Annotated in this window: 12 protein-coding genes; 8 read left to right on the forward strand and 4 right to left on the reverse strand. The window is 40.4% G+C overall.

What is annotated here, in order from left to right; translation table 11 throughout:
* Positions 1-141 precede the first annotated feature (141 nt).
* A complete protein-coding gene (locus FTV09_RS07805; protein ID WP_180057778.1) occupies positions 142-552 on the forward strand; it encodes a hypothetical protein in 411 nt (136 codons plus the stop codon).
* A 24-nt stretch (positions 553-576) separates the two neighbouring features.
* Positions 577-1,953: a hypothetical protein gene (locus FTV09_RS07810; RefSeq protein ID WP_180057780.1), complete on the forward strand. Its 1,377-nt coding sequence runs from the start codon at positions 577-579 to the stop codon at positions 1,951-1,953.
* 58 nt (positions 1,954-2,011) lie between these two features.
* Here FTV09_RS07810 and FTV09_RS07815 read toward each other — a convergent pair whose 3' ends face one another.
* The 4 genes from FTV09_RS07815 to FTV09_RS07830 all read right to left on the reverse strand — a co-directional run bounded on the left by FTV09_RS07815 (position 2,012) and on the right by FTV09_RS07830 (position 8,692).
* On the reverse strand, positions 2,012-3,727 hold the full coding sequence (locus FTV09_RS07815; RefSeq protein WP_180057782.1) for a proline--tRNA ligase: 1,716 nt from the start codon (positions 3,725-3,727) through the stop codon (positions 2,012-2,014).
* Between the two features lie 96 nt (positions 3,728-3,823).
* Positions 3,824-6,928, reverse strand: coding sequence for an efflux RND transporter permease subunit (locus FTV09_RS07820; protein ID WP_180057785.1), 3,105 nt, complete (start codon positions 6,926-6,928; stop codon positions 3,824-3,826).
* 23 nt (positions 6,929-6,951) lie between these two features.
* Positions 6,952-8,055, reverse strand: a complete 1,104-nt coding sequence (locus tag FTV09_RS07825; protein ID WP_067764569.1) for an efflux RND transporter periplasmic adaptor subunit — start codon at positions 8,053-8,055, stop codon at positions 6,952-6,954.
* Between the two features lie 49 nt (positions 8,056-8,104).
* The gene (locus FTV09_RS07830) at positions 8,105-8,692 is read right to left on the reverse strand and encodes a hypothetical protein (protein WP_373685038.1); all 588 of its coding nucleotides are present in this window, start codon (positions 8,690-8,692) and stop codon (positions 8,105-8,107) included.
* Positions 8,693-9,041: 349 nt separating this feature from the next.
* Here FTV09_RS07830 and pilG point away from each other — a divergent pair, with 349 nt between their 5' ends.
* The 6 genes from pilG to FTV09_RS07860 all read left to right on the forward strand — a co-directional run bounded on the left by pilG (position 9,042) and on the right by FTV09_RS07860 (position 17,658).
* Positions 9,042-9,425: a twitching motility response regulator PilG gene (pilG, locus tag FTV09_RS07835; RefSeq protein ID WP_004723803.1), complete on the forward strand. Its 384-nt coding sequence runs from the start codon at positions 9,042-9,044 to the stop codon at positions 9,423-9,425.
* Between the two features lie 24 nt (positions 9,426-9,449).
* A complete protein-coding gene (locus tag FTV09_RS07840) occupies positions 9,450-9,818 on the forward strand; it encodes a response regulator (protein WP_067764563.1) in 369 nt (122 codons plus the stop codon).
* A gap of 6 nt (positions 9,819-9,824) precedes the next feature.
* Positions 9,825-10,361, forward strand: coding sequence for a chemotaxis protein CheW (locus FTV09_RS07845; protein WP_067764559.1), 537 nt, complete (start codon positions 9,825-9,827; stop codon positions 10,359-10,361).
* Between the two features lie 44 nt (positions 10,362-10,405).
* The gene (locus FTV09_RS07850; RefSeq protein ID WP_067764556.1) at positions 10,406-12,481 is read left to right on the forward strand and encodes a methyl-accepting chemotaxis protein; all 2,076 of its coding nucleotides are present in this window, start codon (positions 10,406-10,408) and stop codon (positions 12,479-12,481) included.
* A gap of 161 nt (positions 12,482-12,642) precedes the next feature.
* Positions 12,643-17,193 (forward strand): Hpt domain-containing protein, encoded by a 4,551-nt coding sequence (locus FTV09_RS07855; protein ID WP_180057788.1) that lies wholly within the window; start codon positions 12,643-12,645, stop codon positions 17,191-17,193.
* A gap of 3 nt (positions 17,194-17,196) precedes the next feature.
* Positions 17,197-17,658 (forward strand): hypothetical protein, encoded by a 462-nt coding sequence (locus FTV09_RS07860; RefSeq protein WP_067764550.1) that lies wholly within the window; start codon positions 17,197-17,199, stop codon positions 17,656-17,658.
* Positions 17,659-17,701: the final 43 nt, after the last annotated feature.

The following is a 17,701-nucleotide window of genomic DNA, read 5'->3' on the forward strand; positions in this document are numbered from 1 at the left end:
AAAATCATTTGAATGATTTCTTCTTGGTCTACGTGCCATAAAATACTCCTTATATCGATGTTTATAACATTATTTGGGGAGCAAAATATCACTTATAGGTGTTGTTCAAATTTCCTGATCCACCTCTTTGTTATACCTGGTATGGAAAGTTTGGATGCGACACCTGAGACAAACTTTCTGTCGTTCAAGTCTAACTTTGAATTTAATACCCTCAGTGCAGCTGACCTATCTGATGAAAAGAAAAAAGGCAGTTATCTTAGTATTAGTAATGAAGATACGGGCGCATCAGGAACTAAAACATCTAGTTTGAACTTGAACAAGCTGCAAGGTCATTTAGGTATGAATGGGCGTATCTATATGAAGAGTGACTCAGTAGCGCTAGATAACCAAGTACAATTTAATTATAAATCTACGTTAGCTTCGGGTGGTCAGGGAACACCATTTAAAGCTGAAATGGCAATGTCGCCGTCGGGTTCGACTATGCAGAAAATAGCAGACATCGCGATTACTGGAGGTACCATGCGTAGTACTTTAGGTATTACCCCACGCTAAAAATAAAAAGATAGGGACTAGGGAATGAAAATAAAATTTTTATCGGCTGTAGTGACGCTGTGGCTAGGTATTACGCCTAGTTTTGCAATGACAGCAATGGATGATCAAGCATTATCTGAAGTGGATGGGCAGGCTTTATTAAATTTAGTTAAAGAGTCAGATACGGGTCAAGGTCTTGATTTTTATAAATTAGCTATTAGCGCTGAATTGTCACTTAATACCAATATCAAAACGCTGCAACTTGGTTGTGGTGGTGATAATGGTGCTGGTGGATGCGATATTGATATTTCAAATTTATCATTCGGATGTGTAGCAAATGCTAGTGGTACATGTATAACTTTACCGACAACAGTTGCTGGGCAACCGAAAGGGATTGATTATAATAATGATATTTCTAATCAAAATCAGTTAAAAGACTTTGTATTGACCAATCCTTTTTTCCAGTTTGCTATTCAGGGTGGAACTCAAGCTTCGACTCGTCAAGTAGTTGGTGTGCGATTAGGTGCGGAAAAAGCTGAAGGGCCAATGAGTGTTGGCACATTAAATACTTTTAGTGGCTATTTAACAGGTAAAACAAACTTAAATATTTCAGCACAAACTAACATTGCAGTAACTTGCCAAGGTGGCACTGCGGGTTGTAGCGATTCTGAGGCATCAAAATTTTCAGGACCAGGCTATGGGATGTCATCTAGTGGTACCGTGGCAACTGGCTATTTGGGTGTAAAAGATGCTGAAATTTTAAATTTGCTCGGTATTAAGGTTCGTTATAAAGATTTAACCATTGATACAAAATCAGCATCTTCAAATGCAGATGTAATAGCAAATGGAAAAAGGCTAACACAAGTTAAGATTGCTAATCTTGGATTAGGTACAACGGTAGACAATGTTGTAGCAGGTTTAAAAGTTAATCAATCTTGTGGAGAGTCAATATTTGGTGGATGTAATTTATTAACAAGTCCAGGAATTTCAAATGCTTTACTACCACTATTGGAAACTGGTATTCAAACGTATATGAAACAGCAAACTTTAAGTGGTTTAAATTTAGCAGTTCCGGCACAGGGTAGTTTGAGTGACAAAGATTATAGTGCGTTATTAACAAATACGTTGAATGCTTATTTACTGCCTTATAATTTAAACAATGTTCATCAATTAGATGTTAACTCTAGTTTATTTGGAATCGCCTTAACTTCATTAGATCAAGGCATTAAATATCCAGGTTATGCTCAAGCAGTGAATAAAGGTTGGTCAATGTATTTACAAGATGCATTTACACTGAATATTAATGATTCATTGACAAGTCTGATGTCAAACATGGTTCAAAACGGAAATGCAGCAGCAGGTAACATTACTATGCTAGAGCCAGCATATCGTAACTGTTTTGGAAATTTGAAATTTTGTTAATTTATTAGTCATAAAAAAATCCCGCCTTAAGCGGGATTTTTTTATGACTGAGTAAAGATTATTTCGCAATTTTTGCTAAAAGGTCTTCTTTACTAAGGTTGCTTGATTCTTCATCACGGCGACCTTTGTATTCGAATGTCCCTGCATCCAAACCTTTTTCACCAATCACAATACGGTGTGGAATACCCGTTAATTCGATATCAGAGAATTTAACCCCTGGGCGTTCATTACGGTCATCTAATAATACATCGTAACCAGCAGCTGTTAATTCTTCATACAGCGCTTCAGCTGCTTCTAAAGTACGTGGAGATTTATGCGCATTCATAGGCACAATCGCAACTTCAAATGGTGCAATCGCTGACGGCCAAATAATACCTTTGTCATCAAAGTTTTGCTCAATAGCAGAAGCAACTACACGTGTTACACCAATACCATAACAACCCATGGTCACGACTAGTGGTTTACCATCTTCACCTAATACTTTACAGCCCAATGCTTCGGAATATTTTTGACCGAGTTGGAAGATGTGACCTACTTCGATACCACGTTTAATTAAGATCGTACCTTGACCATCTGGAGATGGATCGCCTTCAACAACATTACGCAGGTCATACACTTCGGTAAATTGTGCATCACGTTCCCAGTTTACACCGACTGCATGTTTATCGATTTGGTTTGCTCCAGCGACAAAGTCTGAAAGTACTGAGGCAGCACGGTCAACAATCACTGTAATGCCTTTTTCGACTAAACCTTGTGGGCCACAGAAGCCCGCAGTTAAACCCAGCTCAGCTAGTTGAGCTTCAGTAGCAAACGTCAATGGTGCAGCAATTAACGGATGCTTTTCAGCTTTAATTTCATTAAGTTCGTGGTCACCGCGTAAGAATAAAGCAATAACTGGTGTAGCTTTACCTTCTTCAGCAACACCTTGTACTAATAAGGCTTTTACTGATTGTGCAGGGTCTGATTTTAAGAATTCAGAGACATCTGCAATAGTTTTTTGGTTAGGTGTATCTACAATTTCGAGTGCTTTGGTTGGCGCAGCGCGTTCACCCACAAGTACTGCTTCAGCCATTTCAACGTTCGCGGCATAGTCTGAGTCGGTAGAGAATGCGATATCGTCTTCACCACTTGATGCCAGTACATGGAATTCGTGTGAACCCGATCCACCAATTGAGCCTGTATCTGCTTGGACTGGACGGAAATTTAAACCCAAACGAGTGAAAATTTTGCAGTATGCAGCATACATATTGTCATAGGTTTCTTGTAAAGATGCTTGATCCACATGGAAAGAATAAGCATCTTTCATAATGAATTCACGTGAACGCATTACACCAAAACGTGGACGAATTTCGTCACGGAATTTCGTTTGAACTTGGTAGAAGTTCGCAGGTAATTGCTTGTAACTTTTTAACTCGTTACGTGCAAGATCAGTAATCACTTCTTCATGCGTTGGTCCAAGAACAAAGTCATTGTTATGACGGTCTTTAAAACGTAGCAGTTCAGGGCCATATTGCACAAAACGACCTGATTCTTCCCATAGCGAAGCAGGCTGAGTGACAGGCATTAGGACTTGAAGTGAACCGGCACGATCCATCTCTTCACGGATAATCGCTTCAACTTTATTTAATACGCGAACGCCCATCGGCAGCCAAGTGTATAAACCTGAAGCCAATTTACGAATCATCCCAGCACGAAGCATTAACTGATGTGAAATAACTTCAGCATCGTTTGGGGTTTCTCTTAACGTTGCAAATAAAAAGCGACTCGCGCGCATGGAAACTGTCCTAAAAAATTAAGCGTTAAAGTAGAGAGTATACAATAAAAAATGAGGCGAACATTTTTCAATGTCCCCTCAATTTAGATTTTGCAATTATGACATGATTTTTTTGGCTTGACGTGCAAGAAAATTACGGAAGTCATCAAGATAAGTAAAAATAACCGGCACCACCACAAGAGTGAGGAGAGTGGAAGTAATGACCCCACCAATCACAGCATGGGCCATAGGTGCACTTTGCTCACCACCTTCACCCAGCCCTAGAGCAAGTGGTACCATTCCCATGACCATGGCACTGGTAGTCATTAAAATGGGACGTAACCGCGTCTTACCAGCATCGATAATGGCATCGTAACGATCGACGCCACGATCCATGGCTTTTTTAATAAAGTCGATGAGTAGAATGGCATTTTTGGTGACTAAGCCCATGAGCATAATGATCCCGATAATGGAAAATAGATTCATGGTGGAGTTAAAAACAAATAATGCGAGGAACACACCGATTAGAGATAGTGGGAGTGATGCCATGATGGCCGCAGGGTGAATGAAGCTATTGAACTGCGAACCCAAAACGATATAAATAAACACAATTGAAAGGGTAATGGCAGTCATGGCATAGCCTGCGGATTCAGCCATATCTTTGTTCGCGCCTTGTGTAACAAAGCTATAGCCCGGTGGCAAATCAAAGTCTTTTTCAATTTGATTGATTTCTGCACCAATATCACCTGCAGGACGGCCTGCAGTATTGGCTTCCACCATTACTTCACGAGCCAAATCACGACGATTAATTTGTGAAGCACCTAAAGTTTGCTCAAAACTCGCAACACTGGCCAAAGGTACCAATATAGGTAAGCCAGCTCCATCGTTTTTTTGAGAAGTGATATACATATTTTGAATATCAGTGGGTAGGCGACGTTGATCTTCGGTGAGACGTAGATTTACATCATAGGTTTCACCTTTGTCGTCTTTCCATGTAGTCACATTGTCGCCTGCTAGAAGTGGGCGAACTACATTGGCAATTTGATTGACTGATAGTCCTAAATCACTCGCAAGAACACGATTTACGTGAACCCCTAAAGTTGGTTTTGGTTCCTTTAACGAGCTTTCTAAATCGACAATACCTTCTACTTTTGCTACCTCAATTAAGAAACGATCTGAAATACGTTGTAATTCGTTTAAGTCAGGGCCTTTAATAGAAATCATGACCGGTTTTTGACCACCTGAAACAGTTTCATCGGCTGAAGCGACTGATGTGATTGTAATCCCAGCCACATGTTTCAAGCGTTGACGGAATTCGTTGTTTAAATCAGTCAAACTCTGCTTACGTTCAGTACGGGGGGTAACTGTGACACGTAAACTCACATGGTTCTTACCACGATCTGTAGCACTATTAATTGCGCCGTAGGTTGCTTTGACTTCAGGATGTTGACGAACAATCTGATCAACTTGCTTCAGTTTGGCTTGTGAATATTCGAGCGTTGCATCAACAGGTGTTTCAAATTTAATGCGAATTTCACCTTTGTCTGGCACAGGGACAAATTCTGTCCCGATCAGTTTCGACAGACCAAGTGCACCAAATAAAGATGCAACAGCAATTAAAATAGTAATGAAACGGAAGCGTAAAGCCAGTTTGAGCAGCTTTTCGTAATGATGACTTAAGTTATCGAGCTTTCCAGAGATCCAATTAAAGAAACGCTTTACACGTCCTGGTTTTTTGTTTGGGTCATGTTTTTCAGCCCAATGCGCAGAGAGCATCGGGTCAAGGGTAAAGCTGACAAACATGGAAATGAGTACCGCCGTACTTACCGTGACACCAAACTGATAGAAGAAGCGGCCAATAATACCGCCCATAAAAGCGACAGGAAGGAACACCGCAACGATAGTGAGCGTTGTCGCTAATACAGCGAGGCCAATTTCTTTGGTACCATCTAGTGCAGCTGTGACATGGTCTTTACCCATATCGGCGTGGCGTACAATATTTTCACGGACCACAATCGCATCATCAATCAACAGACCAATACTCAGAGATAAAGCGAGTAAAGTCATCATGTTAATTGTGAAACCAAATATCCAAATAAAGGTTAGCGTGCCCAATAGAGCTATCGGTAAAGTTAAACCTGTAATCGCTGTAGAGCGGAATGAGCCTAAGAATAACAAGACGATTAATATCGCCAAAACGGCACCTTCAATAATGGTACGCGCTACATCTTTAATACTGCCGCGGATACCTTTTGAAGAATCGACGACGACTTCGGCTGTTGTTCCTTTAGGGAGTTGTTTTTGAATCTCTGCAAGGGTCTCACGGGTATTGTCTACGACTTCAATCACGTTTGAATCTGAACTGCGTAAGATGTCGACAGCAACAGCCGTTTTGCCATTGAGATAGGCGCTCGATTCCATTTCAGCTTGGCTATCTTCAATCTCCGCAATTTGTTTGAGATATATTGGTGCACCATTTTTATTGGTAACCACCAAATCACCAAAAGCTGAAGGGTGGATTACACGCGATTTAATTTCGACTACCAACTCTGAATTGGCTTGTTTAAGCGTACCGCCTGGAACTTCGATATTTTCAGCTTTTAAGGTATTTATGACTTGATCAATACCAATGCCATAGCTTTGTAATTTTTGAGGATTAACCTGAATGCGGATTTGTCGTTGAGCATCGCCGAGTAAATTGACTGTTCCGACCCCGGGCACAGTACGAAGTTGAGGCACAATCCGTTGATTCAAATAAGAACTCAGATCACGTAGGCTCATATCTTTGGATTCAAAGACAATGGACATGATAGCACTGGCTGTCGGATCGTAACGCTCTACAATGGGATCATCAATTTCATCACGAAATTGGGCGGTCACAGGTGCAATTTTATCTCGTATATCTTGTGCTGCAACTGAAGAAGATACGTCAAGATTAAACTCTACAATGACCGTTGATAATCCTTCACTGGATTGTGAGATGACTTGTTTGAGTCCAGAAATGGTGTTGATTTGATCTTCAAGTTTTTTGGTAATTTCAGATTCGACCGACTCAGGCGAAGCACCTGGATAATTGGTATAAACCACAACAAATGGAAAATCGACATCAGGAAATTCCTCGACACCCATCCGTTGCCATGAGGCAAGCCCAAGCACCATCAGACAGAACATCATCATAATGGTGAAAACAGGGTATTTCACACTAATTCGGGTTAACCACATAACAACAATCCTGATTTTTTCTTTTAGTTCTTGGCAATGCTTACGACTTGCTGAATATCTTCATCGTTAAATTTTACACGGCTAATCAAATCGCTATTTTGCAAGCCTTGAACGATCGCTGTGTTATTGCTGTAGCTTTGATTCAAAATCTGAATAGGTGCTTTAGCAATTTTATTTTGTCGAATGACCCACACATATGGGTTGTCTTTTACATTTTGAATCGTGTCGAGGGGAATTTGTTGACCACTTATGGACTGGGCACTAACGAGACTGCCATCAACAAAAGAACCAATACTTAAAGAGGTGATCGCTTCATTCGGTTGTGCAAAAAATTCAATTTGACGGCTGGTTTGATCGGCAATCGGGGAGATACGATTGACATTGGCAGTTAGTACATTGCTATTCCCTTGAATCGTGTATTCAATTTTTTGTCCAATTTTTAGTGCGGCTTGCATATCACTTGGCAGTTTGGCCTGAATTTCTAGGCGGTCAGGATTCACAATTTCAAACAAGGTTTGTCCCGCACTAACCGTTTGGCCTGGCTCGACTTCACGTTTAGTAATTACGCCACTAATAGGGCTATAAATGGTTCCATCTTGATTGGCTTTACGTGCAATATCTACATTGGCTTGTTGTGCACGAACACTTTCCATTTGACCTTGATAGTCCACGCGACTTTGCTCAAATTCAACTTTGGAAATAAAGCCTTGATTCAGTAAACGTTGTTTTCTTTCCATCATCAAGCGTGCTTGATTGGCTTGGGCTTGAGTGGACGCGAGATTGGCCTGTGCTTGAGCAAGACGTGATGCATTATCTTGATTGTTTAAATGGACAAGAATTTGACCTTTATGAACCTGTTGACCCACTTCAGCAGTGACATTGGTTGCAGTAGCCGTAACTTGAGCCTGAATACTACTTTGTTGCACGGCACGAATGGTGCCGGTAAAGGCAGTTTTACTGACCGCTGAACCTTGTTGAATCGGGACTAAATCTTGCTGAATTAACTCAATCTTATTTTGTGTTTTAACCGTTTCTTGCTTTTCATCTTTTTGACATGCTGCCAATGTTAGGCTTAAGCAAAGCAAACTAAGTTTAAAAAAATGAGATGAAGGCTGTGCAGATTGCATAATGGTCCTTTTATTCAGCTGTCTACAGAAAGCAATTGCATAACAGAATTTACTCCATCGCTTTTAAACGTGAGATAATTCTGTCGTATTCTGCTTCTGTATTTCGATAGCGAGTTTGTAACGATTGAATATATTCTTTTTTCGCTACCATGTTTTTTTGATTATTGTTTAATGTGGTTTTTAGTTTTGCAGGAACAGTTTCACCTTTCCTGAAATATTCACGTTCTTGGCGTACAAATAATACACGATCTGTTTGTAATTGTTTTAATTGTTCTTGTTCAAATACAATTTGCTTACGGATGCCGGTCAACGCATCACGCTTTTTCGCTGCAGCAGTACGACTATTGGTATAAGCTTTTTTTAATTTTAAATCTGCATCTTGCTGACGAGCTTGTGCAGCACGTTGAGGTGCTTGGCGAACATCCGATTCAGCATTGTATGGACGGTTACGTTTTATGACTTGCATGTTTTGGTCAAGTGCTTCATAACCGTAGCGGATGTGATTAGGTGTCACATTGGTACTAATATTGGCCACACCTTTGCTGTCGTAATAACGATACCAAGTGGCTTTTTGAACTTGTTGAGCAGATGTAGTTGCAGCTTGAATACAGGGAACCTGTGCAAACAAGCACAACATCAATATCGTTTTTTTTGTGATGCTTTTCAGACCAATGAAGGTAAGTTTTTTATTGAACTGACTCGACATTGTACTCCCCAGTTTAAAGTTGACTAAATTACTTATTTTTAAGTAATTAAAATGCTATATTATGCTCAATTGCGATAATTAAAAACTATTCCAAGATAAAAAAAAATCGTTGGTCATCGGAAAGTGTGAAACGGTTAATAAAAATGAGAATAAATGTGTCTTCGCGCAGAAATTGTTCGTTGATAATGCAAGTAAAGATATGTTGAAAATGTTCACAACTTGTAAAGAATAAAGCTACTAACTTAATTGTTTGTACAGCCTCAATGGGTAGGGTCAATAAATGGACGATAAATTCCAAAATCTAAAAGTCATGGTCATTGACGATTCAAAAACCATCCGTCGTACAGCCGAAACACTTCTTCAGCGTGAAGGTTGTGAGGTGGTTACAGCCGTTGACGGTTTTGAAGCACTTTCAAAAATTGCAGAAGCAAATCCAGATATTGTATTTGTCGATATTATGATGCCGCGTCTTGATGGCTATCAAACTTGCGCATTAATCAAAAATTCACAAAATTATCAAAATATTCCAGTCATTATGCTTTCAAGTAAAGACGGTCTTTTTGATCAAGCAAAAGGCCGTGTTGTGGGTTCGGATGAATATTTAACAAAACCATTCAGTAAAGATGAATTACTGAATGCAATCCGTAACCACGTAACAGCTTAATTAGATTTTTTATTGGGGAAAAGCATGGCACGTATCCTAATCGTTGATGATTCACCGACTGAAACATTCCGTTTTAAGGAAATTTTGGGCAAACATGGCTTTGAAGTCATTGAAGCTTCGAACGGGGCAGACGGTGTAACCATGGCGCAGGCCGAACTTCCAGACCTCGTGTTAATGGATGTGGTGATGCCAGGGGTAAACGGTTTCCAGGCAACACGCCAAATCGCACGTGGTGCAACGACAAAACACATTCCAATTGTGATTGTAAGCACCAAAGATCAGGCAACTGACCGTGTTTGGGGTAAACGCCAAGGGGCAAGTGACTATCTAACAAAACCTGTAGATGAACAACAATTAATTGATGTGATTAAGCAACACCTCAATGCAGGATAACGCTCTATGGCAGCAAATGGATTTATCGAATTACTTCGAATAGCAAAACGTGGAAACAAAAACTATGTTTCTACAGAAAATGAAGTAAACCGATGGTCAGGCATTGCTTTTGAGATGATGGGGCAATATTTCGTTGCCCCTCTTGGTGAAGTATCTGAAGTGATCTATCCACCAAAATATACGCCAGTTCCAAACACGCAAGCATGGGTGTTGGGACTTTCGAATATTCGGGGGCGCTTACTTTCGGTATCCGACCTTGCACAATATATAACAGGTCACAGAAGTAGTTTTTCACCTACTCAGAAAGTTTTATGTATTAGTCATAATGACCATTATGTCGGTTTAGTCGTCGATCAAGTTTTGGGTATTCAGCACTTTAATAAGAAAAGCTATTTTTCTAAACATAATGAGTTGGATAGTAATTTACAGGAATATTGTCAGGGGTATTTCCACCAGCATAACCAGCAGTGGAATGTATTTCTCTTCAGTCGTTTACTGCAAAATCCAAAATATATGAACGCATCTATAAAATTTATAAATTAATTATCGCGCAGCTACGAAAGAAGGCGTAATCGGGGAGAAGCTGAATGGGCTTTAAACTTAAAAAGAAAAATACGAGTGAAAGCACGGGTAGTCGTAAAGGCGGTAATGCTTTTCTGGCAAAATTGCAGTCACAAACAGATCAATTATCACGCGTATTTGGGGACAGTGAAAAATCTAAACCATTTATTTATGGTGCGATTGGTTCATTGGTGTTTGCAACACTCATCTTATTCTATCTCTTCTACAGTGTACCTCGTGGGAACGAATTAACACGTAGTCTTGGTGAATTACGTCTTCTATCGCAAACGATTTCTCGTCAGGCAACTGAAGCAACCGCTTCAGGTACTGAAGATTCAATGAAGAAATTGATTGAATCGCAAAACAGCTTCAAAGAAAACTTAGAAACTGTTAAAGATATTCACGCCAATACTGATGCATTGAAATCAGTTGATACTCAGTGGGCTGAAGTATCAAAAAGTATTGATTTAATTACGTCGCAACAAAAAATCATTAACAAGCTATACGACACGAACATTGCAATCGGTGAAACGATTCCAGGGATTCAGGCTGAATATAACTTGATGGTTGACCAAATGGCACGTCAAGACATGCCGTCAAACCAGGTGGTTATTGCGAAAAACCAGGTGTTTATTGCGGAACGTATTTTACGTTCGATCAGTTCTGTACTTTCTGGTTCAGACAGTTCACGTGAATCTGCAGATGACTTCAGTGCCGATACTGAAACATTTGGTTCTTACTTAGAAGCACAATTAAATGGTAGTGCTGAGTTGGGTGTACAACGTATTGAAAGCCCAGAACTTCGTGAGTCTTTAGAAGGCATTAAAGCTGAATACGATGATGTACTTAAATCAGCTGCTGCAACAATTCTGAAAAACTCTTCGCAAATTGTGAACGTACGTAAAGCGTCTTCTCAAATTTTTGCTGAGTCAGATAAGTTATTAGAAAACTTAAACCAATTGTCTTCAAATACTGGTCTTAAAACGATTTTACCAGCGGTATTGTTAATTCTTGCATTAACAGCATTCTTGATCTGTGTATTCAAATTACTTTCTTTACGTGGTCAGTCAGATAAACACCGTGTGGGTCGTTTACAAGAAGAATATGACCGTAACCAAAATGCGATTTTGCGTTTACTTGACGAGATCGCCGATCTTGCAGACGGTGACTTACGTTCATACGCAACGGTATCTGAAGACTTCACGGGCGCGATTGCCGATTCGATTAACTTCGCGATTGATCAATTACGTGACCTGGTATCGCGTATTACTGAAACATCGCAAGAGGTTGCACAATATACGGCGAATACTCAGGGTATTACCAACCAGTTAGCTGAAGCATCTGAGCATCAGGCGCAAGAGATTGCTGGTGCCTCTGCTGCGATTAACGAAATGGCAATGTCAATTGACCAAGTATCTTCAAACGCAGAAGAGTCAGCGGTGGTAGCAGAACGTTCAGTACAAATTGCTGCAAATGGTGCAGATGTCGTAAACCGTTCAATTGAAGGTATGGATACGATTCGTGAGCAGATTCAAGAAACTTCAAAACGTATTAAACGTCTAGGTGAGTCATCTCAAGAGATTGGTAACATCGTAGCCTTGATTAACGATATTGCCGACCAAACAAACATTTTGGCATTGAACGCTGCTATTCAGGCATCGATGGCTGGTGAAGCTGGTCGTGGTTTCGCCGTGGTAGCGGATGAAGTACAGCGTCTTGCGGAACGTTCTGCATCTGCAACCAAACAGATTGAAGGCTTGGTAAAAACCATTCAGACCGATACTAACGAAGCTGTAATTTCGATGGAGCAAACGACTTCCGAGGTTGTACGTGGTGCGAACTTATCTAAGGATGCCGGCGTTGCACTTGATGAAATTCAGTCTGTATCGGGTAACCTTGCAAAACTGATTGCAAACATTTCGGATGCTGCAAAACTTCAGTCTGCTTCTGCAGGTCATATTGCAACAACGATGAACGTTGTACAGGAAATTACCTCGCAAACAACGACTGCAACATTTGATACTGCACGTTCGGTATCTGAATTGGCAAATATGGCCGAATCATTACGTGAATCTGTATCTGACTTTAAACTTCCAGAATAAGTCAGGCGCATTATCGTGGTGTCCTACTTTAGGGTAGGACGCTACATCGATTACAGATAACACATCGACAAGATGAACTTGACCCACGGTTGAGTCTTGCGTGATGGTTACAATTAAGTTTGAGCAACCTTCTTGGTGGCAAAACATAAGAAGCCTTAGCTATGAAAGAAATATTAAAAAATTTAGTTGAAACGACTACGCTTCCTGAAGATAGTTATCTTGATCAAGATGCAGAAATTCTTGAGATTTTTGTTGAAGAAATAGAAGAGATCTTCGCTGAATTAGATGGTCTATTTACAACTTGGCTAGACAATCCACAAGATAAAGAAACCCTCACGACTATTCGTCGCCATTTCCATACGCTGAAAGGTTCAGGTCGTATGGTCGGGGCGAAATCGGCAGGTGAATCGGCTTGGGCGGTTGAAGATACACTCAATCGTGTGATTGCGGGTTCAGTTCAGTTAACACCTACAGTTCAAAAATTTGCTAAAACTGTTTTAAACGTTTATCAATACAAACTTTATCCACGCTTCAAAAATGTCGCAGAATTGGATGTAGACTTGCGTCCATTGGTTTTACTAGGTCAGCAATTACAACAAAATATGAGCCTAGAGCCAGCATTGGAAGAGCTGCTTGGTTTAGCAGATAGCTTAAACAGTGAAGATGGTGTTACAGGTTTAGAGCTTGTTGATCAAGCTGTTGAAGTAGCGCCTGCGCCTGAAACAATTGTAGTAGTGAATGAACTGGAACAAATAGATAATGCTGATGACTTTGATGATGCTCTGGTTGCTGAAACCCTGACGATCTTTATTGAAGAAGCAGAAGAGTATCTATCAACAATTGATCAGTTCTTACAAACCGAAGATTCAAAATCACAGGACTATAATGGCTTAATCCGCGCGTTACATACATTGCGTGGAAGTTCATCGATGGCACAAATTGATGAAATTTTTGAAGCAAGCTCAAAAGTAGAGAACTTATTTAAAACATTACTACAAGAAGAGATTGTTTCATCATCGAAAGAAGCTGCATTGTTAATTCAATATGCTGAATTTGTTCGTGATTATTTACATGTATTACGTGCTGGAAATACTGATAACTTACAATCGATATATGCAACATTCAACAAAGCTTGGGAAGACTATGGTTTTGCAAGTCAAGAACATCTAGAGTCAGAAGACAATCCTCAAGGCTTGGTTTCTAAGTTGATTGAATTAAATATTGATCAATTATTAGATGCCGAATTTGAGTTTGATAAACGCGCACTCGCAGAATTCCCAAGTTATATTGAAACGTTGAGTCAGCAAGCACAGCAATTGGCTGATCATACCAATACACGTGCGTCAGTCGGTATTCATGACTTTACGACAGAATTAAATGCTGCATATCAAGCACTGATTCAAAAGCCTGAATTACTGCACGCTGATTATGCATATGAGTTATTTGCTCAAGCACATCAAGAGTTCATTCAGTTATTTGACACATTGGCAGCAGGTCAACGTGTAGTTTTAAGTGAAGATATACAGAAATTCTTAGCTGAATTAACTGCATATGTTCAGCAAGATATTGAACAGTTTGCTAAGCTTAAGTCTGCCGATGTTGTTGAGGTAGCTGAAGCTGTAGAACCAGTGACTCAGGCTGAACATGGTGTTGACGATGTTCAAACCTCAACTTCAACTGCTGTCAAAGGCGTTGATTTTGCATTATTGAGTCAGCGCGTTCAGCAAGATCATCAACAAAAGCAATCAGATGCTGCTAACCGTGATTTTGATGAAGATTTATTAAATATCTTTATTGAAGAAGCTGAAGAATTATTGGTTGGGATTGACCAAGACCTCAGTACATGGACACGTGATCAAAGCAATACAGCGGCGCTGAATAACCTCATGCGTTATTTGCATACACTGAAAGGTGGTGCAAACATGATTTCAGCATCACATGTAGGTTTAATTGCACATGAGCTAGAGTCGATTTATGAACGGATTATTCGCCAGCAAATCAGTGTGAGCCCGAGCTTAATTCATATTATTCGTTTGGTTCAGGATGATATTGCCGATCGTATTCAAACGATTCGTGAAGAAGCAATTGATTATCCAGCAGATCAGGTCATCGATATTTTACAGAATATCCAATCGATTTCTTCGGGTGAGGTATCACATGTTGACGTGAAAGCGCCAGCTGAACAGTTTGATCAGCCTGCCGCGGTTGTTGATGATATTTCTGTTGTGGAGCAATTTGCTGATAGCAATACTGTAAACACAGAACAAGTTGTTGATGAGCCTCAACCGTCTCTATCAGAGCTTGAAATTGCTCAAGATTCAGCTGTTGAGATCTTAGAGCATGCTGTTGCTGAGCATGGACAAGATGTTGACGATGACCTTCGTGCAGTCATGGAAGAAACCTTCCTTGAAGAATCGGAAGAAATTTTAGAACAAGCGACCCAATTACTAAATCATTGGATTGAGCAACGTAGTGACCGTAACTTATTACTTCAATTGCAACGTGCAGCCCACAGTATTAAAGGTGGCGCACGTATGGTTGAAAATGAACCTGTTGCGTCGATTGCCTACCAAGTTGAAACCACATTTGAACAATTTGCGGTACATCATTTCAACTCGAATGCCTACGATGGTTTATTAAAAACCACCTTAAGCTGGTTAAAACAAGCTATTTTCAATAAAGATTATAGTAACTTTGACAGCATTAAATTAAGTCTTGAATCCATTCAATATGTCGACGTTACGGCTCAGTTGCCAAATCGTGTTGCTGAAATTGATCAAGGTATTGTGACTAAAGGCTTTGAATTTATTCAAGGTGATGGTGTCGAACCACCTTCAATGCTAGGTGAATGGGCCGAAGCAAGTAATACTGATAACAGCAATGAAATGATTCGTATCTCAGCTGACTTGGTTGAGAAGATGATTGACTTGTCTGGTGAGAACTCGATTAACCGCTCGCGTATTGAGATGGATTTGGGGCAATTGGGGAATACCCTCAATGAAATGGAATTGGCGATTAAGCGTCTTGCTGATCAGTTACGTCGAATGGATGGTGAGCTTGAGTCGCAAATTATTGCTAAGCACGGTTCTGAAAATTCGCGTTATGCCGATTTCGACCCATTGGAAATGGATCAGTATTCATCCATTAACCAATTATCAAAATCACTTGCAGAATCTGCGTCGGACTTAGTCGATTTTAAGAGTACATTGTCTGAAAAAATCCGTGATGCTGAAGGTTTGTTATTACAACAATCACGTATTCAATCAGAAATTCAAGAAAGCTTAATGCGTACGCGACTGGTGCCTTTTGATCGTTTGCTACCGCGTTTACAGCGTATTGTGCGACAAACATCTTCGACCTTGAACCGTCCAGCTGAATTGGTGGTACAAAATACAGAAGGTGAATTGGATCGTACCATTCTAGAGCGTTTGGTGACTCCGTTTGAGCATATGCTACGTAACGCGATTGACCACGGTTTAGAAGATACAGCTGAGCGATTGGCATTGAATAAGCCAGAAGTGGGTAATATTGTCTTGAATATTAGCCGTCAAGGTACAGACGTATTGGTATCGTTCAGTGATGATGGTAAAGGGATTGATGAAGCGAAGATTAAAGAAAAAGCTTTAAAACAAGGTTTAATCAAAGCAGACCAATTCTTAGATAAACAAGAAATTCTGCAATTAATCTTCCATCCAGGTTTCTCAACTGCGCAAGCAGTGACCCAAATTTCAGGTCGTGGTGTTGGTCTAGACGTTGTACAAAGTGAAATTAAAGCGTTGGGTGGCCATGTATCTGTAGACTCAGAAATGGGCAAAGGCACGACATTTACCATTCGTGTACCAACAACTGTAGCGGTCAGCGATGCCTTGATGGTGAAAGCCGGTGATCAGCAATATGCGATTTCACTTGCACAAATTGAACGTATTGTTCGTATTGCACCGTCAGCGCTAGAAGGCTATTTCAATGGTAAAGAAGACTTCTTCAAAATTGACAATACTAATTACAAACTGCGTTATTTATCTGAGTTTGTAGGTAACCAGCCAGTACCACGTTTAAGCAATGTGGCACATTCACTGCCAGTCCTGTTAATCAAAGGTAACAGCGGGCAAACCATTGCGCTCTTGGTAGATCAGCTTGTGGGTTCACGCTCGCAAATTGTGGTTAAACCAATTGGTCAGCAGTTTACCAGTGTCGGTGCCATTGCTGGTGCAACGATTTTGGGTGATGGCCAGGTATGTTTGATTCTTGATGGTCAAAATATTGCACGTCAGATTCAAACTACTCAACGCATTAAGCAATCAATCGATCAACGTGATCTTAGCCGTCAAGGTAATGCACGTCGCCTCGTTATGATTGTCGATGACTCGGTAACGGTACGTAAGGTAACGTCTCGTCTACTTGAACGCCAAGGTTATGACATTGTAACGGCCAAAGATGGTGTGGATGCAATTGAGCAGCTTGAAAATGTCCGTCCTGATTTGATGTTGCTAGATATTGAAATGCCTCGTATGGATGGTTTCGAAGTAACCAACTTGGTACGTCACCATGATATACATCGCGATTTGCCAATCATTATGATTACTTCGCGTACCGGTGAAAAACATCGTGAACGCGCATTTAGCTTAGGTGTGACTCACTATATGGGTAAACCATTCCAAGAGGCTGAATTACTTGCCAACATTGAAGCACTAATCGCAGAAAAGCAGGGGTAATCCATGAGCCAAAACTCTGTATCTAAAGTTGTAAGTGAAAAGATTGATCAGCAAGAGCTACAACATCTGATTACTGTTTCAACGGGTTTTATCGATGCTTACATCATTGATTGCCATGGCAAAGAACCCATGTTGTTGCCGCAGAACATTGTGTTGTCAGCACTCGATAGTCAGACTCAAGTTCCGTTTGTTGAATGGCATGAGTTGAAACTGCCTGTTTATACCGTCAATGACCCTGAAAAAAGTACTGGGGTGGCATTGGTTATTGAAGGAGACGATGTTGGACAGCGTTTTGCTTTGATGTGTAATCAAATGCCACGAACAATTCGTTTGCGTATTTCTGAAGTGGTTGATGAGGAAAAAGCGGGGACAGATCCTGATATTTTCCAATATGTTCGTATGGCAGATCAGGTTTTTCATATTCCTGATTTGGCTCATATTCAAGCCAGTATCGGTATTGCATAAAAAATCGATGTAAAAAAGGAACTCTTATGAGTTCCTTTTTTTG

It is taken from the genome of Acinetobacter sp. YH12227, assembly GCF_013417785.1.
Lineage (GTDB): Bacteria > Pseudomonadota > Gammaproteobacteria > Pseudomonadales > Moraxellaceae > Acinetobacter > Acinetobacter gandensis.